Raw genomic sequence first — 26,060 nt, 5'->3', positions numbered from 1 at the left:
GCGCGCCTGTGGATCAGCCTCGATGGCGAGCACCTCTGGGAAGACTGACTCGCGCCGATCCATCCCTATCCAGGAGCAGACCATGAGCACCATCACCCTGACCCCCGCCCAGCACGCGATCCTGGCCCATGCGCTCGAGCACAGCGACGGCCGAATCGACTGGTTCCCCGAGCACATCCAAGGCGGTGCCCGCCGCAAGGTGCTCGACGGCCTGGCCAACCGCGCCCTGATCGCCCGCCAGGGCGAGGTCTGGGTCGTTGCCGACGCAGGCTACGAGGCCTTGGGCGTGCCGCGCCCGGGTGCCCGCACCGCCCCGCGCCAGTCCTTCGTTGCGAAACTCGATGCGGTGATCGCCCGGGCCGAGCAGGCGCAGACGGCGCGCGACGAGGCCGACCTGGAGGCGGCGGTGAACGCCGCCGAAGCGGCCTGGGCGCAGGATGCGCATCGCAGCGCCGAGCCCCGCCGCCCCCGCGCCGACAGCAAGCAAGCGCAGGTGATCGCGATGCTGCAGCGTCCCGAAGGCGCCACCCTCCGCCAGATCATGGACAGCACCGGCTGGCAAGCGCACACGGTGCGCGGCACCTTGGCCGGGGCGCTGAAGAAGAAACTGGGCCTGACGATCGTCTCCGAGAAATCCCAGGGCGGTGAGCGCGTCTACCGGCTCGCCTGAGTCGCGATGGGGCGGCGCAACCCGCATGGGATGCCGTCCGTCGCTGAGGGCGTCGTGATTCACTGCGCGATCGCAGAGGGGGCACCCGCTGCTTGATCGAAGGCCACGCCATCTGACTCGCGGATGGCTTGCTTGCCGCTCCAATCTTCCCATCGCCGTACGATCACGTCCGCATACTTCGGGTCGAGCTCGATCAGCCGCGCCACGCGCCCCGACTTCTCGGCGGCGATCAGCGTCGTTCCGGAACCGCCGAAGGGGTCGAGCACCACGTCGCCGGGGCGGCTGGAGTTGTGGATGGCCCGCTCGACCAGATCCACCGGCTTCATGGTCGGGTGCAGATCGTTCTTCGCTGGCTTCTTGATCTGCCAGACGTCGCCCTGGTCGCGGTCGCCGCACCAGTGACGCTCGCCACCCTCCGGCCAGCCGTAGAGGATCGGCTCGTACTGGCGCTGGTAGTCCGAGCGGCCCAGCGTGAAGGTGTTCTTGGCCCAGATGATGAAGGTCGACCAGTGCCCGCCGGCGGCGCGGAAGGCCGCTTGCAGCGTGTCCAGTTCGCTGGAGGACATGGCGACGTAGATCGCGCCTCGGGTGTGCGCCATGATCAGCGCCAGCGCATCAAAGAGGAAATCGTAGAAGCCTTCACCCAGCGCATCGTTGAGGATGGGGCGGTGTTTGCCGCGCAGCTTGTCCTTCGCGCTGTTGGCGTAGTTCACGTTGTAGGGCGGATCGGTGAAGACCATGTCCGCCCGCTCGCCGTCCGGAAACAGGCGCGCGTAGGCCTCGGCGGTGGTCGCGTCGCCGCAGACCAGGCGGTGCGGCCCGAGCCGCCAGACGTCGCCCGGCCGAGACACCGGCTCTTCCGGCATCTCCGGGATGGCATCGTCCTCCGTCCGGCCCTCGATCTGGGGTTCCTCATCGGCCAGCAGTTCTGCCAGTGCATCGGCGTCGAATCCGGTGAGATCGAGATCGAAGCCATCGTCCTGCAGCGCCTCCAGTTCGATGCGCAGCAGGGCATCGTCCCAGGTCGCGAGTTCCGCGAGCCGATTGTCGGCGAGCACCAGGGCGCGGCGCTGGGTCGGCGTCAGGTGATCGAGCACGACCACCGGCACTGTGGGCAGGCCCAGCTTGCGCGCGGCGGCAAGCCGCCCATGGCCCGCGACCAGCACACCGTCGGCGCCGGTGAGAATGGGATTGACGAAGCCGAACTCCGCGATGGAGGCCGCGATCTGGGCGATCTGCTCGTCCGAGTGCTGGCGGGCGTTGCGCACGTAGGGCAGCAGCTTGTCGATCGGCCAGAGCTCGATGCGATCGGCCAGCCAGTGGGCGTTCATTTCCTGTACAATACTTCTGTCCAATTCCAGAGGTGCCGCCATGACCATCGAAACCACCTACAGCCAGGCGCGCGAGCAGCTCAAGGCGCTGATGGACCGCGCCGTGGACGATCGCGAGGTCATCGTGGTGCGCCGTCGCTCGGGAGGAGCCGTGGCGATGATCGCGGCCGATGAGCTCGAAGGCTTGATGGAAACGGCGCACCTGCTGCGCTCGGCCAAGAACGCCGAACGGCTGCTCACGGCCCTCAACCGGGCACGCACGACAAGCCTGAAGCCCACGACGCTCGCCCAGCTCAAGCAGGACGCCGACCTTGAAGCGTGAGGCCTCGCGGCTTGCGGTCTGCCATCCGGAATTTCTCGAAGACCTGCGTCATTGGGTGGAGACCGACCGTCGCACCGCCCGCCGCTTGCTCGAACTCGTCGAGGCGGTGCTGCGCGATCCCTTCGATGGCATCGGCAAACCCGAGCCGCTGAAATACCTCGGCCCGGACGTCTGGTCGCGACGCATCACCCAGGAGCATCGCTGCGTCTATCTGGTCAAGGCCGATCGCGTCGAGTTCCTCCAGGGGCGCTACCACTACTGACGGTACGTTCGGCCGCCACCTCGTCGAAGGTCCGACCGCTGCCCTCCAGCACCGGCACCGTGCTCGGGTGGTGCTGCAGCCAGCGGCGCAGCGCGACGTCGACGTACTCGGGCGCGAGCTCGATGGCGCGGACCCTGCGGTCGGTGAGTTGCCCGGCCAGCAGCGTGGTGCCGCCGCCGGAGAACGGCTCGAAGACGATCTCGCCCACGTCGGTGTAGGCCTCGATGAAGAACTTCGGCAGGCCCAGCGGGAATACGGCCGGATGGTCGATACCATCACCGATGCGGCCGCGCTGACGCGTCACCTCGACGACCGAGTCTGGGATGCGGAACTCCTGCGTGGGCTGTCCGGCATGGTTCCAGGCGCCGACCTTGCCGTCCTTGCCGCGCATCGCGGTGGACGAACCGTCGGCGCGCAGGTGCGTCTCGTGCCCGGCCCACTTGCAGGGCACGATCTTGTTCGGCTTGCGCGAGCGTCGGTTGAAGTGGAAGACGAACTCGTGCCGGGGCGCCAGCCGCCCGGCCCAGTCGCCGGGCACGGTCACCGACTGGTCCCACACGTACCAGCCAAAGCGCCGCCAGCCTTGAGTGCGCATCCATGCGATCCAGCCGTCCCAGTACGGCTGCCACTCGCCGTCGCGATGGACCAGGCCGAGGTTGACCAGGATTTGCGCGTCCTCGTGCAGCGCGCTGCGGGCGGCGCCGAACACGCCCTGCATGAGCGCGTTCCAGTCAACGATCCCGCCGGTGGTGTAGTCGCGCTGGTTCGCGTAGGGCGGGCTGGTAAAGAGCAGGTGAGCGCGCTCGCCCTCGAGGAGGCGCGCGACGGCGGCCGCGTCGCTGCTGTCGGCGCAGAGCAGCCGGTGTTCGCCCAGCAGCCACAAGTCGCCGGGCCGCGTGACCGCAACCGTGGGCGGCGTGACGTCGTCCTCGTCCGCGTCGCCTTCCGGCGCACGCTCGTCCTCATCGGCGGACGGTTCCGTCTCCTCGATGGCGTCGAGCAGGCCTTCGATCTCGGAGGCAGAGAAGCCGGTCAGATCCAGGTCGTAGCCCGCGTCGGCCAGTTCGGCGAACTCCAGCGCGAGCATCGCCTCGTCCCAGCCGGCATCGAGTGCGAGCCGGTTGTCGGCGATCACGTAGGCGCGCTTCTGCGCGGGCGTCAGGTGCGCGAGCTCGATCACCGGCACTTCGGTGAGCCCCAGCTTGCGTGCGGCCAGCAGCCGGCCGTGACCGGCGATCACACCGTGCTCGCCATCGACCAGGATCGGGTTGGTCCAGCCGAACTCGGCGATGCTGGCGGCGATGCGCGCGATCTGCTCGTCGCTGTGCGTGCGCGGATTGCGGGCGTAGGGGATCAGCGTCTCGACCTTGCGGTACGTGACGGCGAGCGTGTCCAGAATCGGTGCCTCGGAAACGAAGAAGCCCGCCGACGGCGGACCGTGGGCGGGCTGGGAGTGTCGGGGAGAAGGTCTCGGGCTGGAGGGCTGCAAACCGCAAACCCTGCAAACCTCGGTTTGCACCCTGACGCTATCGAAGCGCCGCGCTCGTGCCCCCCGCATGGCTCGGTGCCCAGGAAGGACCCGTGCTGCCGTAGAAGTCACCCGGTCGGTCACTTCTGTCCTGAGCGTAGCGGGAATACTAGCGCTGGGCGGGCCGTTTTGTTGCAGACCATCAGGGGCGGCAAAAGGACAATCGGCCAAGAACGGGGACAGTTGCGGCAGGCATTACCCTGCCTGACCCATCGCTTTGGCCCCGGTTGGCTTTGTGCGCCCGTTGAGGTTGAACGCCACAACCTCCAGTGCTTTCTGCCACCGCCGCCACGCCGTGGTCCGGTCGCAGCCGAAGCGGGCGCAGATGTCGCGCCAGCGGTGGCGCTCGGCGCGCATCCACACGAGATGCCGTTCCTCTTCCTCCAGCCACAAGACCCAGCGCATGGTCTCGAGCATGCGCTCGATGGCCTCGGGGCTGGGTGGGAAGCGCCGGATCGTCGGCTCAGCCCCCAGCGTCTCCCAGGGCATGCGCCGGATCGCGGGCCAGGTGTTGAAGTAGCCCTGCACGCGCACGGACGGCAAGCGGTGGGCGGTGATGGCCGCCTCCCGGAAGCGTTCGGCCACCCGCTCGACGGTCCACTCAGCCATGGCGCGCCTCCCGTGCACCGTAGAGCCGCTCGCCGATTCGGCGGATCAGCTCGCGTTCCATCCAGTCGAGCCGGTCGTCGTCGAGGCAGACGACGAGCAGGCGCTGCTCGCGCCAGCCGCGGCGTTTGACGGCCTCCACGTCCATCGGCTCGGGCTGCAGGCGCCCCAGCGGGCAGCGGTAGCGAGGGGTCGGGATGTCCATCTCACGCCTCCTGCGCCGCGTCGTGGAGCGGGAGGGCCCAGTGCAACAGCGCCAAGGCGTCGGCCTCGTTGTCGTCCGCCGGGGCGTGACCCCGGCGACGCACGGCCGCCATCACCGCGTCCTTACCGGCGCGGCCAGAGCCGGTGGCGTGCTTCTTGATCGTGCCCACCGGCACGCCCTGGTAGGGAATGCCGTGGTGCTCGCACCAGGCCGTGAGCGTGGCGAGGAACCCGCCGTAGGCGTGGGCCGCATCGGTCGAGACGTGGCGGCGCACTTCCTCGAAGACCAGCGCGTCGATCCCCTCGGCGTGGGCCTTGAGTTCGGTGAGCCAGCCCTTGAAGCGCAGGAAACGCATGCCGCCGCCTTCGAAGCGTCGGGGCTTGAAGGATTCGGTGCCGCTGGTGATTCGGCCCGTGCGGTCGCGCAGCGCCCAGCCGGTGGTGGTGCCCAGGTCCAGGGCCAGGATCGTGGTGTGCATGGTGTCAGTCCTCGTTCGGTGGGGACTGACGCATCCGACGCACGATATCGATTACTCCCGTGAGGCGCGCGCACGCGCACGCGCGTAGAGACTTACGATGTACAGCGTCAGATGCGTCAGTCCGGCAGGGGGTCATGGGTGTTCAGTCGTCGGCATAGGGGGTGTAGGCGGGCTGCGTCGGGTGCTTGAGGCCCACGCCACGAAAGCCCCGGATGCCGGCGGCGTTGCGCCACTTCTCGACGCCGCGGGTGATCAAGAGGTCGGAGAAGCGGCGCTGTGAGCCGACGAACTCGCCGGCGGCCTCCGCCCACTGCTTCCAGTCGGTGAACAGTTCGGCGGTCAGTGACTTGGCATTGGCCTCGCGCACGCAGCGCTCCTCCAGCCAGCGGCCCAGCGCGTCCTCGGCTTCGAAGTACTCCTCGGTGGCGGCCACGACCTGCGGCGGCGGATCGAGCCGGCCCAGGCGCTGCCAGGCCAGGCACCCTTCCAATGCCCAGGCCAGGATGCCGTCTCGCTCGGCCAGGAGCTTGTGCTGCAGATGCTTGTCCCGCCGCTCGGGCGGCACGGTGATCGTGAAGGGGATCAGGTGCAGCCGCCGCTTCATCGCCTCGTCGATGTTGCGGATGGCGGGCTTGTGGTTGCCGGCGACGAAAAGCTTGAACTGCGGCCAGAACTCGAAGAAGTCCTGCCGCATGAAGCGCGCGGAGATCTTGTCGCCGCCCGTGAGGCTCTTGACCTTGGATTCGGCCCAGCGCCGCCCTTGCTCGGTCTCGATGGAGGAGACGAAGCGCGCCCCGCGCAGGCCCGCCATGTCGGTTGGATGCCGGTCGCTGCGCGTCTCCATGAAGGTGTCCATCGGCGCGCTGGCGGCGTAGTCGCCGAGGATCGTGGCCAGGGTGTTCACGAACACCGACTTGCCGTTGGCGCCGGTGCCGTAGAGGAAGAACAGCGCATGCTCCCGGGTCGAGCCGGTCAAGCAGTAGCCGCTGACGCGCTGCAAATAGGCTTGCAGGTCCGCGTCGCCGCCGGTGACTTCGGCAAGGAAGCGCCGCCAGGTCGGGCAGTCGCCGGCCGGCGTGGCGGTGGTGATCTTGGTCATGCGGTCGGCGCGGTCGTGTGCGCGCAGGCGCCCCGTCCTGAGGTCGACCACGCCGCCTGGGGTGTTGAGCAGCCAGGGATCGGCGTCCCACTCGGCGGTGGTCGCGGCATGACGTCGGTCTGCGCGAGCCAGGCGTTCGACGCCGCCGACGGTGCCGGAGGTGGCCAGCTTGGCCGCCAGCTTCGGGTTGTCGGCCTGGAGGGCCGCGTGTCGGCAGACACCGCGGATCAAGTCGGTGGCCGCCAGCGTTTCCTCGTTGCGCCAACGCCGGCCATCCCACACCAACCAGCGGCCCCAGGCCGCCACGTAGCGCCAGTCGCGGTGGTAGCGCCGGGTGAAGGCCAGCGCCAGGGCATCTTCGGTGCCCCACACCGATTCGTCCGCGCCGATCACCGGCTCGCCGGGGTCCGCAATGTCATGCACCTGCACACGCGGGCCGTGGGCGAGGAAGGCCGCGACGTCGAAGCCCTCGGCCACGGCATCGGCCGCATCCCAGCCCTCGGCGGCTTCCTCGGGTGGGTAGAGGATGTGGCAGGACTTCGCGCCGGCGGACAGGATGGCCTGAGCCGCTTGCACGGCGTACTCCCAGCCCGGCTTGTCGCGGTCGGGCCAGATCAGCACGGCCTTGCCCGCCAGCGGCGACCAGTCGGTCTTGTCCACGGGCGCATTCGCCCCGTGCATCGCGGTGGTGGCCACGATCCCGAGCTCGATCAAGGCCTGGGCGCACTTCTCGCCCTCGACCAGCACGACCTGGGCGGCGTTGTGGATCCCCGGCTGGTTGTAGAGCGGCCGCGGCTCGGGCGGAGCCATCTTGCGGCGGCGCGCGTCCCAGGGCCGGAATTCCTTCTTGCGCCCGGGCGGGTCGTAGCGGTAGACCACGGCGATGAGGCGCCCTTGTGCGTCGAGGTAGTCCCACTTGGCGGTGGCCGGGCCGAGGTCGTCGACCGGGGTCTCCTTGGCTGCCTTGCGCGCCGGGGCCGTGGGGGCACGGCCGACGAGGTCCTCGGCCAGGTCGAGGACGCGGGCGAAGTCGCCGTGCACGTCCACGCCGAAGTGGGCGCCGATCAGGTGGAACACATCGCCGCCGGAGCCTTCGGCGCGGTCGGTCCACAGTCCCGCCTTGTCCCCAATGAGCACGACTTCCAGGCTGTCGCCCGGGCTGCCGAGCACGTCGCCGATGACGAACTTGCCGCGGCGCTTCTTTCCAGCGGGAAACAGGCTGAACAGCACCGACTCCAGCCTCGCGAGCAGCGCGGCGCGCACGGCCTCGCGGCGTTCGGACGCCGGGATCTCGGGCGCGGGTGCGGTGTCATTGAAGTCCAGCATCCGACTCCTCCTCGTGCCCTGCGTCGGCCGTGAGCAGGGCTTGACGTTCCTCCATCCACGCCATCAGTTCGGAGAGCTTGAAACGCAGCAGCTTGCCCACCCGGTAGTGCGGCAGGCGCAGACGTCGGCGCTCCTTCGCGTGCGTGAGCCAGTAGTGCGGCAGATTGAGCGCCAGTGCCGCCTCGCGTGCGTCGATCAGGCGCTCCCCGAGCACCGGGTGCAGCGGTGTCTCGTTCATGCCGCGGCCCTCCAGCACCGGTCCTGCCACGGACACATCCGGCACTCGACATGGGTGGGATCGGAGAACGAGCGCGGCAGCAGTTCGCCCGCCTCGGTGGCCGTGATGACCTTCACGGCCCGGTCGGACATGCGCTGCGCCAACGCCGCATCGAACGGCACCCACTCGGCGTGGATCTCCATGGTGTCGGCGTTCACCGCCGTGAACAGGGCCGGGTGCGCGTGCAGTTCGAGATAGGCCTGGTAGAGCGCGACCTGGGCGGCGTAGACGGGCTTGGCGACCGCGAGGCGATGTCTCTCCAACTCGCGCCACGATTTGGCGCCCAGGCACTTGTTCTCCCACAGCGCGGGATAGCCGGCCCCAAAGCCGAGGTCGGGCCCGGCGACGAGCACGCCATCGACGTGGCCCTGCAGGCGCCCGTCCAGCGCCGAGAAGCCGAATTGCTCTCCCGCGTCGTTACGCGTGCGCAGATCGAAGCCCGCGGCACGCAGCCATCCGACCATGCAGTCCTCGATCACGTGGCCGCGCTCGAAGACGCGCAGCAGGCGGCCGTCGGTCTCGCGACCCGGATCGACCGGGGCGTCGGCGACCTCGTACTGCAGCGCGCGCTCGCAGGCGGCCCCGAGGCGCGAGGCGCCCAGGTAGGTGCGGCGAGGCTGCGCCGCGCGAGACTGCTGCATCCCGGCATCGATCAGCGCCGTGAGCTGACCCGACAGGCTCTTGGAGGCGTTGAAGTCCATCATCGCCGCGCCTCCTTGGGTGCTGCCGTGCGTGCCGTCTGCGCTTGAGCCTTCGGCTCCTCCCACGGCAGATCGTCCTCGAGGTCGGCGAAGGGGTCGGACACCGGGTCTTTCAAGCCCCGCACCGGCGGATACTTGGTCGCCTCGTGGTGCTCGACCATCGCCTCCGTGTAGCAGGTGACGATGGCGTCGATCACCTGGAGCGCCTCGGCCTCGGAATACTCGCCCAGCGGCTTGGCAAAGCCGATCTCGCCCGCGACCTCGCCGAAGGCCTTGAGGCACTTCTTCATCGCGGCCAGTTCGACGTCAGACGGGTCGATCATGGCCACCTCCGTCTTGGGCGTGCGTCCTTCCTGCACCCGCAGCCACTGACCGTAGAGCGCGTGAAACGCCTCCTGGCAACGCCGCGAGCAGAACACCCAGTCGATCGGATAGCGCCGGGCATCGCCCACCGGATGCCGAAGGTCCGAGTGGCCGTAGCCGCGCGCCTGTCGTTTGCAGACCCAACACTTCACTGACCCTCCTCTCACTGCGCCCAGGCCGGTTTGCCCGGCACGGCGGGGCGTTGCGGGGCGGGCGGCGTGGGGATCGCACGGGGCGGGGCGACCGCCGCCGGGGCGCCACCGTTGCCGGTACCGGGGGCCTTCGGCGGCACGCCCATCAGGCGGACGTAGTCCGGGTGGTCGGGCTCGACGGCGTTTCGGATGACGTTCTTCAACTCGCCGCGACCGTCCTTCTCGACGTCGATGCGGGCGAGGAACTCGATGCCATCGAGTTCGTGGAAGCCCTGGATGCGCCGCGCGGCGGCGGCCTGCGGGCTCATGTCCTGCGGATGGACATTGCGGGCGGAATTGAGCACGGCGCGCACGAAGCTGCGCCCCATCTGGCCCCAGGCCGGGCCCTTCGGGGAGTGCAGGCCGATGTTGCTCCAGAGCTTTCGCTTCGCGTACTCGCCCTCCAGCACCACGAACTCGGCCGCCAGATACACCGAGCCGGTCTCAAAGCTCTGCGTGGCGTAGCCGCCGGTCCACCCCTGGGCCGGGTCGTCGTAGCCCCCGGGCTTGAGGGTCATGCGCACGCGGGCGAGCGTGCCCTTGGGGATGAGGTCGAAACTGGGCTGCTGCTGCGCGTCGTTGAAATCGCACCAATCGGTCATGGCTTACTCCTTGGATGTCGGGATTCGAGTGGCGGCGGCGCACTTGTCGATCAGCGCGCGCAGGTTCGGCGGCTCCAGCAACTCGAGCTGGCCGCTGCGGTCCTTGGCCGGATAGCCGTAGGGGTTGACGGTGTGGGTGACGAAGGCGCGGTAGGACGAGCCGTCCTCCGCCTTGATCTCGGCCAAGGTGACCACCTCGTCGACGATGCCGGGCAGTTCCGCGGCGGTCTTGGCGCCCTCGATCTGCGGCACGAAGACCTTGCGGTTGAAGTCGTCCAGGCGCTCGTCGAGGATGGCGACGAACACGACGTGCTTGCCGCGCGCGTGCTGCAGATGGGTCAGCGCCCCGATGAGTTCCGAGCCGAGCAGGCCGTAGGCGCCCCGGGTGTCGGGCTTGCCAGTGCGCTCGCTGTAGGCTTGCGGCTGGGTCTTGGCCCAGATCAGGGCGAGGCGCGCGAGCACGGTGATCGAGTCGACGAAGTAGGTGTCGTACTTGGCGAGTTGACCGGGATCGCCGTAGCGCTCGCACACGTGCCGGTAGTGCGCCTCGGAGAACGGCGCATCCGCAGGCAGCGCCGGGTTCGGGCCGGCCAGGAACACCACGAGATCGCGGAACTCCGGCCAGGTGGTCGGGCGCACGCAGTCGCCGCGCCAGTCCTTGACGGCCAAGTCGCCAGCCTCGAGGTCGACGAACAGGGTCGAGGCTTCGGGCAGGGTCTTCAACTGGCTGGTCTTGCCGATGCCGCTCTTGCCCAGCAGCACGAGCTTGACGCCCTGCTTCTCGGCGAGGCGCTCATCGGCGGTGATGATGGGAAGGGCCATCACGCCACCTCCTTCAGCCGCTCGGCCACCAGAGGGTTCCAGAGGATCTGGTAGCCGCTGTGCCCGTTGCGGGAGTACGGCATCGCCTCGGCCCAGGCCTCGCCGGCCTCGGTCAGTTCCCACTCGTCGCGTTCGTTGCGCAACTGCAGGCCGTGCGCGGCCAGACGCTGGTTGGTGGCCTTGGCCGACAGGCCGAGCAGCCTGCCGAGCTGGGTGGCGTTGAGCGAGCAGATCGCCTCGTTCGCGGCAGTGTCCCTGGCAGGAAGGGCGCGGCGCAGCGTCTCGACCGCCAAGCCCGTGTTCTCCTGGATGCAGGTGAGCGTGGCCGCCATCGCGATGCCGGGTTTGACCCCCGGCACCTTGGCCACGGCCTCGCCGATCAGCAGCAGAGCGGCGACGCGGTCCTGGCTGGGTGCCGGCAGGGTCGGGCGTGCACTTGGCGCCGTGTAGCTGCCCGTCTTGCGGATCGCCGGCAGCACCTCGTGTGTCACCCAGCGCTTGAAGTGCTTGGCCTCGCGCTTGCGGCTACCCAGCACCAGGCTGTAGAGGCCGGGCTCGTTGACGACGTTGACCTGGTCATTGCCGCGCGAGATGCCCTGAATTGAGATCAGGGCTTGCTCGTCAGGGTCCAGTCGCGCCAGGGCGCGGGTGGTGTTCGGCAGTTCAAGAACCGCGCACACATCCGCCGCGACGAACCACGGTTCGCCTTGGGCATCCGTGACGACCCGGACCGGACGGCCTTCGAAATCAAACGGGATCAGTTCGGTGCTCATGGATCACTCCTCCGAGACGAGGGCCAGCCGGAACGTGGGCTTGCCGGGCTTGACGGTGCGGGCGGCCTCGAACCCGGCGCGCAGTGCCGGCGGCCAGTTGGAGAAGCGCGATTCCGAGACGGAGTACTCGACGTCGAGGTAGTCCTCGACCTTCTCGCCGGCGGCGGCGATGCGCCGGGCGATGGCGGCCAGTTGCACCTGGTCCCAGGACACGCGCTTGGGTTGGTCGACGGTCACGCGCAGCGAGCCGTCGTTGAGGTGGATGACGCCGAAGTCCTTGCCGGCCTCAATGCGCGCGGCCTTGGCCCGTTCGCCATAGGCGGCATCGAGCGCCGCGTCGAACTTGGCGCGGGCCTGCTTGAGCCAGGCGAGCGCTTCGTCCAGGTGGCGGCTGATCTCGGCCTTCTGGGCGGGCGGAAGTTGAGCCAGCTGGCCGACGGACATCGCGGCGATGTCGGCGGGGTAGAGGGTCAAATCGCTCATCGCATCCCCCTTCAGCGCGCCGCGCGCTCGGAGGTCGAGTCGTGCAGGGCGCCACGCTCGAACTCGATGACCGACTCCAGGGGGTAGCTGACGCGCTTGGACAGCTTCAGGTAGCGCGGGCCCCGCCCTTCGCTGCGCCAGCGCTGCAGGGTCTTGGGGCTCAGGCCCCAGCGCTGCGCGAGCTCGTTCTCGTTGAGGACCCGACGGTCGCCGGGAGACAGGCTGTTGATCGCATCGACCGGCGACCGGGTGATGGTGCTTGCCGTTGTCGGCATGGAAGCCTCCTATGACGCTGTTGAGGAACAGGTGTCATTGCAGGCTTCGGGTGGCGAACCTTGGAGGGACCGAATGGCGAACCACGCGGGAACTTCGGGTTCGCCAAAGTTCTCGCCGATACGAAAACGGCGGGCACAAGGCCCGCCGTCATGGTCGAGGATCAGTCAAGGACGGCTGTGCGTCACTCCGCCTGCAAGGCGGCGATCAAGGGGCAGCGCACCCGGCCGCGAATGGCATTGCAGCGCTGCACGAGCTCGGACAGCGCCGCTTCGATGCGCTGCAGGTCAGCCAGTCGTTCGCGAACGTCAACGAGTTTGCGCTGAGCCTGCGCACGCGCCTCGGCGCAGTGCGATCCGTCCTCGAGCTTGAGCAGTTCGGACACCTCGTCGAGACTGAAGCCCAGCCGCTGTGCCGACTTGATGAAGCGGACGCGGCCAAGCTCGTCGGCGCCGTAACGGCGGATACTTCCCTGCGGCCGATCTGGTTCGGGCAACAGCCCCTTGCGCTGGTAGAAGCGGATGGTTTCGACATTGACGCCAGCCGCGCGCGCCAGCGCGCCGATCGTCATCGCCTCGATCTCGGGCGTGCTGTTCATGGTCTTGACTCCGTACTTAAGTACGGAAGTAAGCTTACTCCATGAAACCAGACACCCCAACTGCGCAAGGCAGTACCGGAGGCGGCCGTGCGGCGCTCGCGGCCGGATTCGTCTCGGCCATCCTCGCATCGACCTGCTGCCTCGGGCCATTGGTGCTGATCACGCTGGGCTTCTCAGGGGCATGGATCAGCAACCTGACGGCCCTCGAACCCTACCGCCCGATCTTCATCGGCGCGGCCCTCGTCGCGTTGTTCCTCGCCGGGCGACGCATATGGGCGAAAGCCCCGGCGTGCGAACCCGGACAGGCCTGCGCGGTGCCGTCGGTTCGGCGCGGCTACGAGCTGCTGTTCGGGATCGTGGTCGCCCTGGTGATCGTGGCGCTCGGCTTCCCGCTGGTCGCGCCCTGGTTTTACTGAACGGAGGTTTTATGAAGAGATTGCTTGGTTTTCCGATGCTGACGCTCGCCCTGATCGTGAGCGTGCCAGTCATCGCCGCGACAAAGACCGTCACCCTGTCAGTGCCGGGCATGAACTGCGCCGCCTGCCCGATTACGGTCAAGAAGGCGCTCGGCAAGGTGCCGGGCGTGGCCAAGACGGACGTGAACCTCGACAAACGACAGGCGACCGTGACGTTCGACGACGCGCGGGCGAATGTAGAGGCGCTGACGCGGGCGACCCAGGATGCTGGCTACCCCTCGACGGTGGTCGGGAGCGTGAAGTGACTGCCGTCGTTCTGGAATCGACGTTGACTTGTCCGGAGTGCGGTCACACCAAGACCGAGACCATGCCTACCGATGCCTGCCAGTGGTTCTATGAGTGCGAGGCCTGCCACGCCATACTCAAGCCCAAGCCCGGGGACTGCTGCGTCTATTGCTCCTACGGCACTGTGCCGTGCCCACCAATCCAGGAGCGTGGCAGAGGTAGTTGTTGCGCCAGCTGAGCGCCAGTCTCAAGCTGAAGGAAAGCCCAGCAGCCGACGCTGCTCGCCCCAGTCGCGAGGCAGCAGGTCTTGGCGGCCACGCAGCGTGTGCAGATTCAGATGCCGGGGCTGGCGGCCCTCGAAAATCGCCTCGACGATGTCCGGTGCCAGCATGGTCATGCGCAGCACCTCGGCCGCCCAGCCTGGCTCCAGTTTCAGCGCGCGCGCCAGGTCGGCGGTCGTCGGATAGACGCCTTCGTCGATCAGCCGCTTCCAGTAGAACGCCTTGCCGAGCGTCTTGATCATCGGCACGTCGAAGCCACCCGTCACAGTGGCGGCATCGGGCGCGGGCGGGATCAGCAGCTTGCGGTTCTGGCGGCGCTTGATCGTCAGCGGCACCAGCGTGACGCGCTGGCCATCGCTGACGTAGCTGCGGGCATCGGTTCCGACCTCGACGCGGATAGCGCGCTTGCGCGGGTTCGTCGTGGTGCTCATGCCGGTGTTTCCTCGGTCTGTGCGCTGGATTCCTCGACCAGCGGATGCGCGCCGATCTCGGGCCCCAATCCCAACCAGCCATCCTCGCGCCAGAGGATGTCGAGTCCGTGCTCATGCAGTTGGACCCGCTCGATCAGCAGCCGCGCGATGCGTTGCTGCTCGGCCGGGAACAACTGCGCCCACACGTCGCCGATGCGTCGCATCGCCACCACCACCTGCGCTTCATCGAGGGCAGCACCGGCCGGGTGGCGCTGGCACGCCCGCCAGGTGCCGATCAGCACCTCCGGCGCCGAGAGCGCCGCGTGGATCTGCGTCAACACCGCGTTCTCGATCTCGGCCGCGGGCAGATGCCCGACGTCCGGGGCGTCCGGCGCCAGGCTCGCGCCCGCGTTGCGGCGCTTGTGCAGGTAGGGGACGTAGTAGCGGTAGGTGCGTCCGCTCTTTTTCTTGACGAAGGTGTGCAGCATGCGCTGCCCATCGGGCGCGAACAGCAGCCCCGCGAGCAGGGCCGGATGCTTGGCGCGGTGCTCGCGCGGCGCCTGCTTGCGGCGCGCGATGAACGCGTGCGCGGCGTCCCACAGGTCTTGCGGCACGATCGCTTCGTGTTGGCCGGGATACCACGTGCCGTGGTTGCGGATCTCACCCAGGTAGATGCGGTTGCGCAGCAGCGCGAAGATGTATTGCTGATCGATCGGTCGGCCCGTGCGCCGGCGCCCGCCTTGGGTCATCCAGGCCTTGGTGGTGTGCCCCTCGACTGCCATCTCCCGCACCAGCCGTGCAGCCGAGCCATGCTCGGCGTAGCGCCGGAAGATGTCACGCACGAGAGCGGCCTCGCGCTCGTTGACGACGAGCTTGCGATCGACGACGTCATAGCCCAGCGGCGGCATGCCGCCCATCCACATGCCCTTGGCCTTGGAGGCGGCGATCTTGTCGCGGATGCGCTCGCCGGTGACCTCGCGCTCGAACTGCGCAAAGGACAGCAGGATGTTGAGCGTCAGCCGCCCCATCGAGGTGGTGGTGTTGAACTGCTGCGTGACCGAGACGAAGGAGACGCCGTTGCGGTCGAACACCTCCACCAGCTTGGCGAAGTCGGCGAGGCTTCGCGTCAATCGGTCGATCTTGTAGACGACCACGATGTCGATCCTGCCGGCCTCGATGTCGGCGAGCAGCCGTTTGAGCGCCGGGCGGTCGAGATGGCCGCCGGAGTAGCCGCCGTCGTCATAACCCTCCTCGACGGCGATCCAGCCCTCATGGCGTTGGCTGGCGATGAAGGCCAGCCCCGCGTCGCGTTGGGCCTCCAGGCTGTTGTACTCCTGGTCCAGTCCTTCGTCGGTGGACTTGCGGGTGTAGACCGCACAGCGCCTCGATGGCGTGACGGGACCAGGCGTCGGCATGGTCGACGAGGGCACGGAGCGTTGTGATCTCATACCGGCTCCTTCCGTCCGTCCTTGGTCTTGAGGCCGAAGAACGCGGGGCCCGACCAAGGCGTGCCGGTGATGTGGCGGGCAATCGCCGTCAGGCTCTTGAACCGCTGCCCCTGATACTCGAAGTCATTGGGCCCGCGCACCAGCACCCGGTGCTCGACGTCGTCGAAGATCCGCGTGAGCACCGTGCCCGGCAGCAGCCGACTCGCGTCACGGCGCAGTTGGCGTGGCAGGATGCCCGTCTCACCGATCTCCTCGAGCTTGCGGCGGGTCGCGGGCTTCAAAGCGCCGAAGGCGCGCTCCTGGATCCTGTAGGCGAGCCGGCTCTCCAGCCAGGTGCGGTGGTGATGCTTGGGCCGCTCCTCGAAGTACTCGTCCCACAGCGCCCAGAGGCTGTCCATCGACAGGTGGGGCAGCTGCGCGACGCGGGCGGCGATGGTGGTAGCGTCGACTGTGGGTGCGTGTGCCGTCATGGGCGAACTCCGTTGTTGTTATCGGGGTTCGCATTCACGCGCTGTGGCCCGCACAAGCCAAGGCCAACCGAGTCGCTGTCGGTGGCGATATGGCCAGATGGCGGAAAGGGGCGCGCGCGCAGCCGCAGGAGGGCGCAGGCCAACAGATCGACGATCTCTTGGTGCGCGTGCCGAGGCCGATCAGCCTCGGGAGCCAGGACGAAGGGTTCGGGTTCGTGCATGGTCGGCGTTTCGATGGGAAACGCCGCTCATGCTAGGAATCAAGGGGCTTCGCGTAACGGGTTCTGGCGGGGATGCGCGGGCTACGGCGCCCTGCGTCATCGCACCTGGTGCTGGCCTGTCGAGACGAACCGGTCATCGCAGTCGTTGCTTTCGCCATCCTGCCAGGATCGATCCCAAGCGCGCGGCTCGGCGCTCTCCAACAGCAGCAGGGTCAGGACGCGATCTCTCGAGGCGTAGCTGTGCTTGAACTCGCGCAGCTTCATGTGGGGGGCTTCCTCCGGGCACCAGATCGCGGCGGACATCTCGACGCCATCCCATGCCTGCTCGACGCTCGCGTCGGCGGCGAGCGTGCCGGGTAAGGGCTCTTGCGGATCGCCGCTGCGCCGGATGCGCGCCCGGGTTCTCACGGCGCTGCTGCTGCGCCATTCGTACTTCGCGTAGCCGTTGTCCCAGTAGACCAAGATGGCGCGCTGCGGGGTGAACTTGATGAAGCGGATGCACAACGCCTCGAACGAGACCTGGAAGCGCTTGGCAATGCCACTGAGGACGTGCAGATCGATGCGTCGGTTCGAGATCCACTCGCGCAGCCGATCGCCGGGCATCAGCAAATTGCTGGCGAAGTCGTCGGCCTCGCGCTCGATCAGGCGCATCGTCTCGTGGCCGGAGTGGACGCTCTCCTTGTCACAGTGGAAGCGCGACTGCTGGTCGCGGTGCAGGACGAAGTGGCCCAGCTCGTGAGCGATGGTGAATCGCTGGCGCTGCGGGCTGACCGTGCCGTTGTAGGCGATACCCCAGACCTCAGGGTCACCGGGGTCCCGCGCCAGCAGGCCCTCGAAGGCATCGTCGTTGAACTGCACCGGCGGACGAATCTCCCGAACCCCTTTGCCGTAGGGCGTGGTCGGCAGCATCTGCCGCACGACATCGAGATCAACGGCCTCGGGCACGTCCGCGCCGTACCAAGCCCGCAACCAGTGGTGGACTTTGTTGGCGGCGATCGCGCCGTTGAGGGCCGGGGGCGTGTTCACCTTTTGCTTTCCGGCAGATCCTTGTCCGGGAAGATGATCTTCAGCGCTTGGCGCACCCGGTCCTTCTCAGCTTCGGTCATGCCGGCATAGGCACGGAAGAAGGCCACATCCTCGGGGCTGGCCTCGGGGACCTGGGGCATGGGCTCGCCCATGATGTCCTCCATCGTCACGCCCAGCACCTTGGCCAGCGCCTGCACGCGCTCGGCCGAGGGGCGTTGACCCTCCTTCATCTCCAGTTCCCAGATGTAGGCCTTGGTGCAGCCGACCGCGTCGGCCACCTGCTGCAGGGTCAACTTCTTCGCCTCGCGGAATCGCCGCAGGCGTACTCCAAACGCCGAAGCCATGGCGATATCCCGTCTCGAATCGACTGTCAGTGTAAGAAAACCAGACCGCAAGTATAGCCTTGAGATACCAATAAGCGCTAGAAGTGCCGCGATGATTGACAAGCGGAATTGGGCGGGACACAATCGCGCTGTATCTCGCTGCTTTACTCTGGCGAGACATCTGTTCAGTCATCCGTCGTCGGCCCGCGTGCTTGATTCATCGGTCCGCAGACCTTCGACGCCACTTCAGGGAAAGGACCGAGACGCGATGAAGAAGGCCTCCTATGTCGACGTGCTGCAAGCGCTGCCGCCGGATGAGACCCTGTACCAGTTCCTCGCCAGCCATGGGCTGGCACTGGCAGCGCTGAACCCACAGCCGGACGGGCCGCCGAATCAGGCCGTGCTCGAGTCCATCAAGACCTGGAGCGACACCGTGGCCCGCGACCGGATGACGGCCGAGCTGAAGGCCAGTGTCGCGCTGGGCGATGCCGCGGGCTGCCAGGCGATGTTCGAGGCGGCGCTGTCCGACCCCGCCGTGGTGACGGGGCTGGCGTTGTGCCACAGCGACCTGCATCGGTCGTTCTGGCTGTACGTTCGCCATCGGGCGCTATTCGAGCGCGCCAGCGACCTCGACTTCTGGACCCACCACAGCGCCCAGGCGCAGCAGTACGACCTGGGGGTGCGGCGCCCTCTGATCACGACGGAGACCGCGTTGGCCGGCCTGCGTCGGGCGATCTCGGCCTACTACCAGCGCGAGCGGCAGTGCGGCGAGGGTTGCGTAGCCTATCTCCTGCCCAGGAGCCCCGGCATCCATCTGCTGACAATACACGTCAAAGACCTGGCCGAGTTGCGCCTGGAGTTCGAAGGCGTGCTGTTGAAGCAGCGCGTGGGCAATCCGAACATCCACATGGTGCTGGAGTACGCCGAAGCCACGGGCGTGGTGCGCACCTTGGCGCGCGGCGGCCACAAGGTACAGCAGATGCTGGTGGAGGCCTTCGCCGAGCATGTGCTCGGGGTCAAGGCACGCCCGAGCGCATCAAGGCTCCGGCGCTGGACTTGTCGGCGCTGCGTACGGGCTTCGATGTGCCGGAGGTGTTCGAGGACGGCTTCTCGCTGGTGCAGCTGAAGTCGCTCACGCTGCTGAGTCCGGAGGGAGATCTGAAAATCGAGTGCACGGCCATGCAGGCCAGTCAGCACCGCTCGGTGCATGAACTGCTGCGCGATCAACTGCCGGGCCCGCTGGAAGGCCGCTGGGCGGTGCTGGCGGCTCAGATCAACCTGTACTACCCTCCCGAGCCAGGGCGCACCCGGGCGCGCGTGGTGCCCATCGAGGTCACGAGTCGCGGGCGACTCAACCTGCACCAGTTCGACGCCAGGCTGCAAGCGCAGCTGGAGCGCTACCTGGTAAGGATCGGCATCCTGCGCCCTGAGCAGACCTTGAGTGCGCAGGCTCTGCCGCCGTCCACGGACACATTGGGCGCGACGGCCTCCGAGGACGCGTGACATGGTGGCGCACGATGCCTGGCAGTTCGTCTGCCGGCTGTTCGCCAGCGGTACGCCGCTGCTGCGCGCCACGCTGTCACCGCGCGAGGCGGCGCTGCTGCCGCACCTGGGCCGCGCGATCCAGGCGGCAGTGATCGATCAATCCTTCGTGCTGTGCCCGCATTGTTTGCTGCATCGGGTGCCGGTGTTCGGCGACGGGCACGGCGGGCGGCTGTGCCGCTGCCCAGACTGCGGGCCGGTGCCGCTCGTGCCGCAGGACACCGCAGCGATACGACTGGACGAAGATTGGCTGCGCCGAAAGCTGCGGCTGGCGCTTTCGATCGAGAGCCGCGATGGCGTCGACGATCTCGGCGGAGGCGTGTGGCGGCTGGGTGACTCACGGCGCTCGCCGGTGCTGCTCGCACGCGACCTCGTTCGCCTGTGGCGCGAGCCGGCGCTGCTGGACCGGGTGCGCGTGGCCGGTGGCGACATCCGGGTGATCACGCCGAAGCCCCGCGAGACGCGTGGTGCCCCCTTCGGGGCGGGCGTGGAGTGGCTGGCGCTGGAGGATCGGTTTGCCTTCTATGGCGGCGGCGTCTCGTTCATCGGTGCGCCTGGCGAGCAGAACCCGGCGCAGGCGGTCGATCCGACGATGCCGGTCCACGGGCCGTTCTCGGCCGACTTCAAGTGGGTGACGCTGCCCGGCTGGCCGCACGGCCCGATCCGGCTGACCGAGGCTCAGGCAGTAGTGTTCGAGGCCCTGTGGTCGTTCAAGGGGGAGCCCCGCACCGCCGAACAGATCATGCAGCGCGCCGGACTCGACAGTGATAAGCCCATCGACGTGTTCAAGGTCAAGGCGCGCGACAAGGGAAAGCCCGAGGCCGAGGGACCGCTGGCCGCCTACCGCGCCCTCGTGGTCACGCAGAGGCGCCAAGGTCTGTACTCGATGCCCTGTGCTGCAGCGGCGACTGCGGCGCGGGCTTGATGCCTTGCTCTTCCAAGCACGATGAACAACCGATCGCGGCGACACACGTGCAAGTCGTTGACGGGCAAGCCCGTCTGCGTGCGCTCCGGCGAAGAAGTTGGCGCCGGTTTTGAGAGAAGAGAGAGCAAAAGAGAGTCGAACTGGGCGACTTTCGGGCGGTGCGGCTTCACTGCGTGGCACACGCAGATCGGCCCGCAGCCCCGCGTGGTGTGGCGGAACCCGGAGACGAAAACGCCCAACCGCAGAGGGTTGGGCGTGGAATGGTGGTGGCCAGGGAGGGAATCGAACCCCCGACACGGGGATTTTCAATCCCCTGCTCTACCAACTGAGCTACCTGGCCAACGAGGCCGCGCATGATACGGCCGCCGGGCGGGGCAGGCAAGCCGGATCGGGGCTGAACGCCGTTGCGCGGCGGGCTTGTGGGCACGCGCGGCGGGCGCATCATCCGGGTGTGCCACCTTCCGGAGCATGGCCATGAAACCCGCGCGGACGATGATCGCCGCCGTTGCGGCGGGGCTCGCGCTGACCGGCTGCGCCAGCACGTCCAACTTCACCGAACAGCAGGAGCTGGCGATGTACCGCGCGCATGCCGGGGCGCCGGTGACCAGTTTCCGCTTCTTCGGCAACGTGGATCGCTTCACCCCGCTGGGCGAGGAGGCGATGGTGGTGTGGACGCGGCCGAAGGAGGCGTGGCTGCTCGAGTTCTACGGCCCCTGCCACAACCTCGATTTCGCCCATCTGGTCGGCATCACCAGCCAGGCCGGCCGCGTGTACGCCCGTTTCGACGAGGTGGTCGTGCGCCAGCGTCCGGAGTACCCGCCGTGCCGAATCCGCGAGATCCGGCCGCTCGATGTGACGGCACTGAGACAGGCCGAGCGCGCGCTGCGCGCTCAGGAACCGCCTTCGGGCACGTAACCGGCCGGCTTCTCCGCACCGCCGCCGAACAGGAACTTCTCCATCTCGCCTTCGAGGAAGGCGCGGTGCTTGGGGTCGAGCGGCGAGAGCCGGTGTTCGTTGATCAGCATGGTCTGGTGGGCGAGCCACTTGGCCCACGCGGCCTTGCCGATGTGCTCGTACACGCGGCGACCGAGCGGGCCGGGCCAGGGGACGAACTCGAGGCCTTCGGTTTCGCGCTGTTCGAGCTGGCAGAAGACGGTGCGGGGCATGGCGGGTCCGGGGTCGTGGGGCGGGAAAGGTAGCGGAAGCGGCGTCGCGGCGCGGTCAGCCCGCGAGCAGGCGCCGGATCGGGGCGGGGATGCCGAGCGCAGCGAACTCCGATGGCGCGACCCAGCGCAGGTCCGGCTCGTCGCCCACCGCCGGCCGCGGCGTCGCCGCGCGCCAGCGCAGCGGTTGCAGTTGCAGGCGGTAGTGGGTGAAGCCGTGCGCGACCGGCGCCAGCGGTTCGGCGCGGTCGAAGTCCAGGTCGAAACGCCGCGCCAGCCAGTGGCGCGCGGCATCGTGGTCGGGATGCTCGGGCAGCGACCACAGCGCGGCCCAGATCCCGGCCGGCGGGCGCCGCTGCAGCAGCACGCGGCCTGCGCCGTCCTCGATCCAGAGCACGATCGCGCGCCGCTCCGGCAGCGGCTTGCCGGGCTTGGGTGTGGGCAGTTCGTCCACCCGGCCCTCGCGCAGCGCCACGCAGCGGTCCTGCAGCGGGCAGATCACGCAGGCCGGGTCGAAGCGCGTGCACAGGGTGGCGCCGAAATCCATCTGCGCCTGGGTGTAGTCCGCCAGGCGCGTATGCGGCAGCTGCGCCTCGGCCAGCGCCCACAGGCGCTTCTCCACCGCCGGCAGCCCGGGCCAGCCCTCGATGCCGTGCAGCCGCGCCAGCACGCGCTTGACGTTGCCGTCCAGGATCGGGAAACGCTCGCCCCAGGCCTGGGCCAGGATCGCGCCGGCGGTGCTGCGGCCGATGCCGGGCAGCGCGGCGAGCGCATCGAAGTCGCGCGGCAGCTCGCCGTCGTGGCGTTCCACGCACAGCCGCGCCGCCGCGTGCAGATGGCGCGCGCGGGCGTAGTAGCCCAGGCCCGACCACAGCGCGAGCACCTGGTCGAGCGGCGCCGCGGCGAGCGCGCGCACGTCCGGCAGCGCGGCGACGAAACGCTCGAAATACGGGATCACCACCCGCACCTGGGTCTGCTGCAGCATGATCTCGCTGAGCCAGACCCGGTACGGCGTGCGCGGATGCTGCCAGGGCAGGTCGTGGCGGCCGGCGCGGTCGAACCAGGCCAGCAGGCGGTCGGCGAGGTCGGCGGACGGAGTGCTCATTCGCGCGCGGGCAGGGCCGGGTCCTCGAACTCGATGCGCACGCCTTCCAGGCGGAGGTCGTCCACGTCCAGGCGTGGCGCGCTCACGCGGCCGGCCAGCGGCGGCAGCGGCGTGCCGGTCGCGTCGGACTCCAGCCACGCGGTCAGTTCCGGCAGGCGGAAGCGGCCGTCGAACCGGGCCTGCCCGCGGCGCAGGTCCAGCGCGGCCACGCCGGACAGGTCGGCCGGCCCGTGGTAGTCGAGCACGAACGGCAGCGGCGCGGTGGATTGTGCCAGCGGCGGCGGCAACGCCGGCCAGGCCTGCGGCCATCGCGGCAGCGCGCCGGCCAGGCGCAGGCGCAGCGCGTGGTCGAGCGCCAGGCCGCCGCGGGCGCGCAGGTCCGGGATCGTGCCGGTGCCGTGCACGACCACGTGCGCGTCGGGCAGCAGCAGGCGCTCGTCGCGCTGGCCGAGTTCGGTGGCGGCCAGGCCGAACGCGAACGGAATGTCGCCGTCCCCGCCGCGGTAGCGCGCGGCGGCGGACAGGCGCGGGCGCGCGAGCGCCCAGCCGTCGGCCACGCGCAGCTGCGCCGACAGCCGCACGCGCGCGGGCAGCGCCCAGTCCGCGCCTTGCAGCGTCGCCTCGCCGGCGGCGCCGAACGCGGTGTCGAACGCCGGTTCGCGCAGGTGCAGGGCCAGGGCGAAGGGCAGGGCGAGGCCGTCGCCGCGGTAGCGGCCGCTCACCCGTGCGCGCAGCGGCGTGCCCGGGCGCACCAGCGGCGCGGCGAGGTCGAACGCCTCGATCCGCCAGTCCGCGCCGTGCAGCGTGCCGCCGGTGACCGCGAAACCGGAGGTGAGGGTGGGGATGCGGCGTTCGGTTTCCGGCCGGGTTTGCAGCCAGCGTTCGAGCGCGGGCAGGTCGAGCACCGGCGCGTCGAGTTCGACCCGGGTCACGGTGAGGTCCGCGCCGCGCGCGCGGAGCGTGGACCACGGCAGCGACAGCAGCACGCGCTCGGCGCGCAGCAGCGGCGTGGGCGCGCCCGGCTGGCGGACCACGAGCTCGCGCACCACCAGGGTCGGCGTGCCGCGCAGGCGCAGTTCGGCGCGGCCGGGGGCGACGATCTCCAGGCCGAGCGCGCGTCCGGTGCGTTCCAGCAGCAGGCGCGCCACGCGGTCGGGCGGCAACGCGAGGCGCAGCCCGAGCGCCAGCAGTCCGAGCAGCGCGGCCGCGCCTGCGAACGCCAGCGCGACCCGCGTGCGGCGCCTCATCCCGCGGACCCGAGCGACTCCGGCAGCAGCGCGTCCACGAAGGCCTCGGCGTCGAACACGCGCAGGTCCTCCGGCCGCTCGCCGATGCCCGCGTAGCGGATCGGGATGCCGAACTCGCGCGCCAGCGCGAACACCACCCCGCCCTTGGCGGTGCCGTCGAGCTTGGTCACCACCAGGCCGGTGACCTCGACCGCGGCGTTGAACTGCCGCACCTGCGAGATCGCGTTCTGGCCGGTGGTGCCGTCGATCACCATCAGCACTTCGTGCGGCGCCTGCGGGTCGAGCTTGCCGAGCACGCGCCGGATCTTGCCCAGCTCGGCCATCAGCCCCTGCTGGGTGTGCAGGCGGCCGGCGGTGTCGGCGACCAGCACCTCGATCCCGCGCGCCTTCGCCGCCTGCAGGGCGTCGTAGGCGACCGAGGCGGCGTCGGCGTTCTGGCCCTGGGCGATCACCGGCACGCCGTTGCGCTCGCCCCAGGCCTGCAGCTGGGCCACGGCGGCGGCGCGGAAGGTGTCGCCCGCGGCGAGCATCAGCGAGCGTCCCTCGTCCTTGAAGCGGCGCGCGAGCTTGCCGATGGTGGTGGTCTTGCCCACGCCATTGACGCCGACGGTCAGGATCACGAACGGGCGCGCGTCGCGGGCGATCTCCAGCGGCTGCGCCACCGGCGCCAGCATCGCCACCAGCTCGTTGCGCAGCGCGCGCAGCAGCGCGTCGGCGTCGGCGAACTCGCGCCGGCGCATGCGCTGGCGCAGGCCCTCGATCAGCTGCGTGGTCGCGGTCACGCCCACGTCGGCGGTGAGCAGGACGGTCTCGATCTCGTCCAGCAGCTCGTCGTCCAGGCGCGGATGGCGTGCGAACAGGCCGCCGATGCCGAGCGCGAAGGCGCTGTTGCGCAGGCGCTCGCGCCAGCCGGAACGGCCGGGCGGGGCGGGCGCGTCGGCCGGCTGCGGCGGCGGTTCGACCTCGAGCGCCGCGGCGATGACCTCGCTCGGCACCGGTTCGGCCTGCGCCGGCGCCGCGCCGGGCATGGCGTCGGCGGCGGGGCGGGGCGGTTCGGCGGGCCGGGGCGCGTCGGAAGGCTTGCGTCGGAACCAGCTGAGCATGACGCGGGGGGATCGCGGACAATGGCGCGCATGGTAGCACCCGCCCCCGCCGCGCCCCGATGAACGCCGCCCGTGCGAAACCGCCCGGCAAGGTGCGCATCGTCGGCGGTCGCTGGCGCGGCACGCGTTTGCCGGTGCCCGACCGCCCCGGCCTGCGCCCCACCGCCGACCGCGTGCGCGAGACGCTGTTCAACTGGCTGCAGCCGGTGCTGCCGGGCCTGCGCGTGCTGGATCTGTTCGCGGGCAGCGGCGCACTCGGCCTGGAGGCGGTCTCGCGCGGCGCGGCGCGCGCGGTGCTGGTCGAGCACGACCCGCTGCTCGCGCGCGGCCTGCGCGAGCTCGCCGCGCGCCTGCCCGGCGGCGAGGCGGTGCAGGTGGTGCAGGCCGATGCGCTGGCCTGGCTGCACGCGCAGCCGCCCGCGGCCTTCGACCTGGCGTTCGTGGATCCGCCGTTCGACGCCAACCTGTGGGGCGGCGTGCTGCCCGCGCTGGCCCCGCACATGACCGACGCGGCCTGGCTGTACGTCGAGTCGCCGGTGGCCGAACCCGCCGCGCCGCCGCCGGATTGGGCGCTGCATCGCGAAGGCCGTACCCGCGAGGTGCGCTTCGCCCTCTACCGGCGCGTTACACTGACGGCCGAACCCGACGCCGACGGCGCAGCCACCGCATGAGCCAGGCCCACCGCACCGCGGTCTATCCCGGCACCTTCGATCCGATCACCAACGGCCACGTGGACCTCGTGGACCGCGCCGCGCACCTGTTCGAGCGCCTGGTCGTGGGCGTGGCCGAGAGCCCGTCCAAGGGCCCGGCGCTGCCGCTGGCGCTGCGCGTCGAGCTCGCGCGCAAGGCGCTGGCGCACCACGCCAACGTCGAGGTGCGCGGCTTCGACGGCCTGCTCGCGCATTTCGTGCGCGAGGTCGGCGCCGGGGTGCTGCTGCGCGGCCTGCGCGCGGTGTCGGACTTCGAGTACGAGTTCCAGCTCGCCAGCATGAACCGGCGCCTGATCCCGGAAGTGGAGACGCTGTTCCTGACCCCGGCCGAGCAGTACGGCTTCATCTCATCCTCGCTGGTGCGCGAGATCTCCCGCCTCGGCGGCGACGTCTCCGGCTTCGTGCCGCCGGCGGTGGCCTCCGCGCTGCAGGCCGAATGGCAGCGCGCCCGCACGACCAAGCCTTGAATCCAGGG

General features: G+C 69.4%; 36 protein-coding genes and 1 tRNA gene. 12 read left to right on the top strand and 25 right to left on the bottom strand.

The window, feature by feature from the left end; translation table 11 throughout:
* Positions 1-82 precede the first annotated feature (82 nt).
* Positions 83-670: a DUF3489 domain-containing protein gene (locus FPV26_RS01425; RefSeq protein ID WP_147651739.1), complete on the top strand. Its 588-nt coding sequence runs from the start codon at positions 83-85 to the stop codon at positions 668-670.
* Between the two features lie 59 nt (positions 671-729).
* Here the strand turns inward: FPV26_RS01425 and FPV26_RS01420 are convergent, their stop codons facing one another.
* Positions 730-2,001 carry a site-specific DNA-methyltransferase gene (locus FPV26_RS01420; RefSeq protein WP_147651737.1) on the bottom strand — a complete coding sequence of 424 codons (1,272 nt, stop codon included), beginning with the start codon at positions 1,999-2,001 and terminating at the stop codon, positions 730-732.
* 40 nt (positions 2,002-2,041) lie between these two features.
* Here FPV26_RS01420 and FPV26_RS01415 point away from each other — a divergent pair, with 40 nt between their 5' ends.
* On the top strand, positions 2,042-2,323 hold the full coding sequence (locus FPV26_RS01415) for a type II toxin-antitoxin system Phd/YefM family antitoxin (protein WP_019562359.1): 282 nt from the start codon (positions 2,042-2,044) through the stop codon (positions 2,321-2,323).
* The gene (locus FPV26_RS01410) at positions 2,313-2,585 is read left to right on the top strand and encodes a Txe/YoeB family addiction module toxin (protein ID WP_019562360.1); all 273 of its coding nucleotides are present in this window, start codon (positions 2,313-2,315) and stop codon (positions 2,583-2,585) included. The genes FPV26_RS01415 and FPV26_RS01410 overlap by 11 nt, the downstream gene beginning before the upstream one ends.
* On the opposite strand, the gene FPV26_RS01405 is transcribed toward FPV26_RS01410, so the two are convergent.
* The 14 genes from FPV26_RS01405 to merR form a co-directional block, all read right to left on the bottom strand.
* A complete protein-coding gene (locus tag FPV26_RS01405) occupies positions 2,539-4,074 on the bottom strand; it encodes a site-specific DNA-methyltransferase (RefSeq protein ID WP_246109170.1) in 1,536 nt (511 codons plus the stop codon). The genes FPV26_RS01410 and FPV26_RS01405 overlap by 47 nt on opposite strands.
* A 234-nt stretch (positions 4,075-4,308) precedes the next feature.
* Complete coding sequence (locus FPV26_RS01400) at positions 4,309-4,722, bottom strand: DUF6362 family protein (RefSeq protein WP_147651735.1); 414 nt, start codon at positions 4,720-4,722, stop codon at positions 4,309-4,311.
* Positions 4,715-4,924 carry a hypothetical protein gene (locus tag FPV26_RS01395; protein ID WP_147651733.1) on the bottom strand — a complete coding sequence of 70 codons (210 nt, stop codon included), beginning with the start codon at positions 4,922-4,924 and terminating at the stop codon, positions 4,715-4,717. Before FPV26_RS01395 ends, FPV26_RS01400 begins: the two co-directional genes overlap by 8 nt.
* Before the next feature lies 1 nt (position 4,925).
* Positions 4,926-5,402 carry a crossover junction endodeoxyribonuclease RuvC gene (locus FPV26_RS01390; protein WP_147651731.1) on the bottom strand — a complete coding sequence of 159 codons (477 nt, stop codon included), beginning with the start codon at positions 5,400-5,402 and terminating at the stop codon, positions 4,926-4,928.
* A gap of 142 nt (positions 5,403-5,544) precedes the next feature.
* A complete protein-coding gene (locus FPV26_RS01385; protein ID WP_147651728.1) occupies positions 5,545-7,827 on the bottom strand; it encodes a phage/plasmid primase, P4 family in 2,283 nt (760 codons plus the stop codon).
* Positions 7,811-8,065, bottom strand: a complete 255-nt coding sequence (locus FPV26_RS01380) for a helix-turn-helix domain-containing protein (protein ID WP_054284959.1) — start codon at positions 8,063-8,065, stop codon at positions 7,811-7,813. The genes FPV26_RS01385 and FPV26_RS01380 overlap by 17 nt, the downstream gene beginning before the upstream one ends.
* Positions 8,062-8,808, bottom strand: a complete 747-nt coding sequence (locus FPV26_RS01375; protein ID WP_147651726.1) for a hypothetical protein — start codon at positions 8,806-8,808, stop codon at positions 8,062-8,064. The genes FPV26_RS01380 and FPV26_RS01375 overlap by 4 nt, the downstream gene beginning before the upstream one ends.
* The gene (locus FPV26_RS01370) at positions 8,805-9,320 is read right to left on the bottom strand and encodes a DUF6511 domain-containing protein (protein ID WP_147651724.1); all 516 of its coding nucleotides are present in this window, start codon (positions 9,318-9,320) and stop codon (positions 8,805-8,807) included. The genes FPV26_RS01375 and FPV26_RS01370 overlap by 4 nt, the downstream gene beginning before the upstream one ends.
* Positions 9,321-9,331: 11 nt before the next feature.
* Positions 9,332-9,961 (bottom strand): hypothetical protein, encoded by a 630-nt coding sequence (locus tag FPV26_RS01365; RefSeq protein WP_147651722.1) that lies wholly within the window; start codon positions 9,959-9,961, stop codon positions 9,332-9,334.
* A gap of 3 nt (positions 9,962-9,964) precedes the next feature.
* Positions 9,965-10,783, bottom strand: a complete 819-nt coding sequence (locus FPV26_RS01360; RefSeq protein WP_181952528.1) for an ATP-binding protein — start codon at positions 10,781-10,783, stop codon at positions 9,965-9,967.
* Positions 10,783-11,556, bottom strand: a complete 774-nt coding sequence (locus FPV26_RS01355) for a BRO-N domain-containing protein (RefSeq protein ID WP_147651717.1) — start codon at positions 11,554-11,556, stop codon at positions 10,783-10,785. Before FPV26_RS01355 ends, FPV26_RS01360 begins: the two co-directional genes overlap by 1 nt.
* A 3-nt stretch (positions 11,557-11,559) precedes the next feature.
* Positions 11,560-12,039: a hypothetical protein gene (locus tag FPV26_RS01350; protein ID WP_147651715.1), complete on the bottom strand. Its 480-nt coding sequence runs from the start codon at positions 12,037-12,039 to the stop codon at positions 11,560-11,562.
* An 11-nt stretch (positions 12,040-12,050) separates the two neighbouring features.
* Complete coding sequence (locus tag FPV26_RS01345) at positions 12,051-12,314, bottom strand: helix-turn-helix transcriptional regulator (protein ID WP_062191415.1); 264 nt, start codon at positions 12,312-12,314, stop codon at positions 12,051-12,053.
* Positions 12,315-12,496: 182 nt separating this feature from the next.
* A complete protein-coding gene (gene merR, locus FPV26_RS01340) occupies positions 12,497-12,910 on the bottom strand; it encodes a mercury resistance transcriptional regulator MerR (RefSeq protein ID WP_053822773.1) in 414 nt (137 codons plus the stop codon).
* Between the two features lie 41 nt (positions 12,911-12,951).
* Here merR and merT point away from each other — a divergent pair, with 41 nt between their 5' ends.
* Genes merT through FPV26_RS12800 form a run of 3 tightly spaced genes read left to right on the top strand, consistent with a single transcriptional unit; the run spans position 12,952 to position 13,849 of the window.
* On the top strand, positions 12,952-13,326 hold the full coding sequence (merT, locus tag FPV26_RS01335; RefSeq protein ID WP_053822774.1) for a mercuric ion transporter MerT: 375 nt from the start codon (positions 12,952-12,954) through the stop codon (positions 13,324-13,326).
* Positions 13,327-13,337: 11 nt separating this feature from the next.
* Positions 13,338-13,631, top strand: a complete 294-nt coding sequence (gene merP, locus FPV26_RS01330) for a mercury resistance system periplasmic binding protein MerP (RefSeq protein WP_053822775.1) — start codon at positions 13,338-13,340, stop codon at positions 13,629-13,631.
* Positions 13,628-13,849, top strand: coding sequence for a GDCCVxC domain-containing (seleno)protein (locus tag FPV26_RS12800; protein WP_082371571.1), 222 nt, complete (start codon positions 13,628-13,630; stop codon positions 13,847-13,849). Before merP ends, FPV26_RS12800 begins: the two co-directional genes overlap by 4 nt.
* A gap of 9 nt (positions 13,850-13,858) precedes the next feature.
* Here the strand turns inward: FPV26_RS12800 and FPV26_RS01320 are convergent, their stop codons facing one another.
* The 5 genes from FPV26_RS01320 to FPV26_RS01295 all read right to left on the bottom strand — a co-directional run bounded on the left by FPV26_RS01320 (position 13,859) and on the right by FPV26_RS01295 (position 17,811).
* Complete coding sequence (locus tag FPV26_RS01320) at positions 13,859-14,323, bottom strand: hypothetical protein (protein WP_053822776.1); 465 nt, start codon at positions 14,321-14,323, stop codon at positions 13,859-13,861.
* Positions 14,320-15,750 (bottom strand): recombinase family protein, encoded by a 1,431-nt coding sequence (locus FPV26_RS01315; RefSeq protein ID WP_181952527.1) that lies wholly within the window; start codon positions 15,748-15,750, stop codon positions 14,320-14,322. The genes FPV26_RS01320 and FPV26_RS01315 overlap by 4 nt, the downstream gene beginning before the upstream one ends.
* Complete coding sequence (locus tag FPV26_RS01310; RefSeq protein WP_147651713.1) at positions 15,747-16,220, bottom strand: DUF2924 domain-containing protein; 474 nt, start codon at positions 16,218-16,220, stop codon at positions 15,747-15,749. The genes FPV26_RS01315 and FPV26_RS01310 overlap by 4 nt, the downstream gene beginning before the upstream one ends.
* Positions 16,221-16,537: 317 nt before the next feature.
* Complete coding sequence (locus FPV26_RS01300; protein ID WP_246109169.1) at positions 16,538-17,467, bottom strand: ImmA/IrrE family metallo-endopeptidase; 930 nt, start codon at positions 17,465-17,467, stop codon at positions 16,538-16,540.
* Complete coding sequence (locus FPV26_RS01295; protein WP_053822780.1) at positions 17,464-17,811, bottom strand: helix-turn-helix domain-containing protein; 348 nt, start codon at positions 17,809-17,811, stop codon at positions 17,464-17,466. Before FPV26_RS01295 ends, FPV26_RS01300 begins: the two co-directional genes overlap by 4 nt.
* 247 nt (positions 17,812-18,058) lie before the next feature.
* Between FPV26_RS01295 and FPV26_RS01290 the strand changes: the two genes are divergently transcribed.
* From FPV26_RS01290 to FPV26_RS12795, 3 genes are read left to right on the top strand one after another with little or no spacing between them, the layout of a single operon-like run.
* Positions 18,059-18,916 (top strand): hypothetical protein, encoded by an 858-nt coding sequence (locus FPV26_RS01290; RefSeq protein WP_220429054.1) that lies wholly within the window; start codon positions 18,059-18,061, stop codon positions 18,914-18,916.
* Positions 18,883-19,293, top strand: a complete 411-nt coding sequence (locus tag FPV26_RS12740) for a hypothetical protein (RefSeq protein WP_220429053.1) — start codon at positions 18,883-18,885, stop codon at positions 19,291-19,293. Before FPV26_RS01290 ends, FPV26_RS12740 begins: the two co-directional genes overlap by 34 nt.
* 1 nt (position 19,294) lies before the next feature.
* Positions 19,295-20,257 (top strand): hypothetical protein, encoded by a 963-nt coding sequence (locus tag FPV26_RS12795; RefSeq protein ID WP_147651709.1) that lies wholly within the window; start codon positions 19,295-19,297, stop codon positions 20,255-20,257.
* 264 nt (positions 20,258-20,521) lie between these two features.
* Here FPV26_RS12795 and FPV26_RS01280 read toward each other — a convergent pair.
* A tRNA-Phe gene (locus FPV26_RS01280) sits at positions 20,522-20,597 on the bottom strand.
* A gap of 134 nt (positions 20,598-20,731) precedes the next feature.
* Between FPV26_RS01280 and FPV26_RS01275 the strand changes: the two genes are divergently transcribed.
* Positions 20,732-21,172, top strand: coding sequence for a DUF6491 family protein (locus FPV26_RS01275; RefSeq protein ID WP_246109168.1), 441 nt, complete (start codon positions 20,732-20,734; stop codon positions 21,170-21,172).
* Here FPV26_RS01275 and FPV26_RS01270 read toward each other — a convergent pair.
* Genes FPV26_RS01270 through ftsY form a run of 4 tightly spaced genes read right to left on the bottom strand, consistent with a single transcriptional unit; the run spans position 21,148 to position 24,875 of the window.
* The gene (locus FPV26_RS01270) at positions 21,148-21,423 is read right to left on the bottom strand and encodes an oxidative damage protection protein (protein WP_147651706.1); all 276 of its coding nucleotides are present in this window, start codon (positions 21,421-21,423) and stop codon (positions 21,148-21,150) included. The two genes, FPV26_RS01275 and FPV26_RS01270, sit on opposite strands and share 25 nt — an antisense overlap.
* A 55-nt stretch (positions 21,424-21,478) precedes the next feature.
* Positions 21,479-22,525 (bottom strand): A/G-specific adenine glycosylase, encoded by a 1,047-nt coding sequence (mutY, locus tag FPV26_RS01265; protein WP_147651704.1) that lies wholly within the window; start codon positions 22,523-22,525, stop codon positions 21,479-21,481.
* A complete protein-coding gene (locus FPV26_RS01260) occupies positions 22,522-23,772 on the bottom strand; it encodes an AsmA family protein (protein ID WP_147651702.1) in 1,251 nt (416 codons plus the stop codon). The genes mutY and FPV26_RS01260 overlap by 4 nt, the downstream gene beginning before the upstream one ends.
* Positions 23,769-24,875 carry a signal recognition particle-docking protein FtsY gene (gene ftsY / locus FPV26_RS01255; RefSeq protein ID WP_147651699.1) on the bottom strand — a complete coding sequence of 369 codons (1,107 nt, stop codon included), beginning with the start codon at positions 24,873-24,875 and terminating at the stop codon, positions 23,769-23,771. The genes FPV26_RS01260 and ftsY overlap by 4 nt, the downstream gene beginning before the upstream one ends.
* Before the next feature lie 59 nt (positions 24,876-24,934).
* Between ftsY and rsmD the strand changes: the two genes are divergently transcribed.
* The gene (gene rsmD / locus FPV26_RS01250) at positions 24,935-25,546 is read left to right on the top strand and encodes a 16S rRNA (guanine(966)-N(2))-methyltransferase RsmD (RefSeq protein ID WP_147651698.1); all 612 of its coding nucleotides are present in this window, start codon (positions 24,935-24,937) and stop codon (positions 25,544-25,546) included.
* Entirely contained in the window at positions 25,543-26,052 is a 510-nt protein-coding gene (gene coaD / locus FPV26_RS01245; protein ID WP_147651696.1) for a pantetheine-phosphate adenylyltransferase, read from the top strand. The genes rsmD and coaD overlap by 4 nt, the downstream gene beginning before the upstream one ends.
* The last annotated feature ends 8 nt before the right edge of the window (positions 26,053-26,060 follow it).

Origin of the sequence: Vulcaniibacterium gelatinicum, assembly GCF_008033445.1 — a bacterium.
Classification (GTDB): domain Bacteria; phylum Pseudomonadota; class Gammaproteobacteria; order Xanthomonadales; family Xanthomonadaceae; genus Vulcaniibacterium_B; species Vulcaniibacterium_B gelatinicum.
Note: the sequence above shows the minus strand (reverse complement) of the source record. Positions and strands in the feature narration are given on the sequence as shown.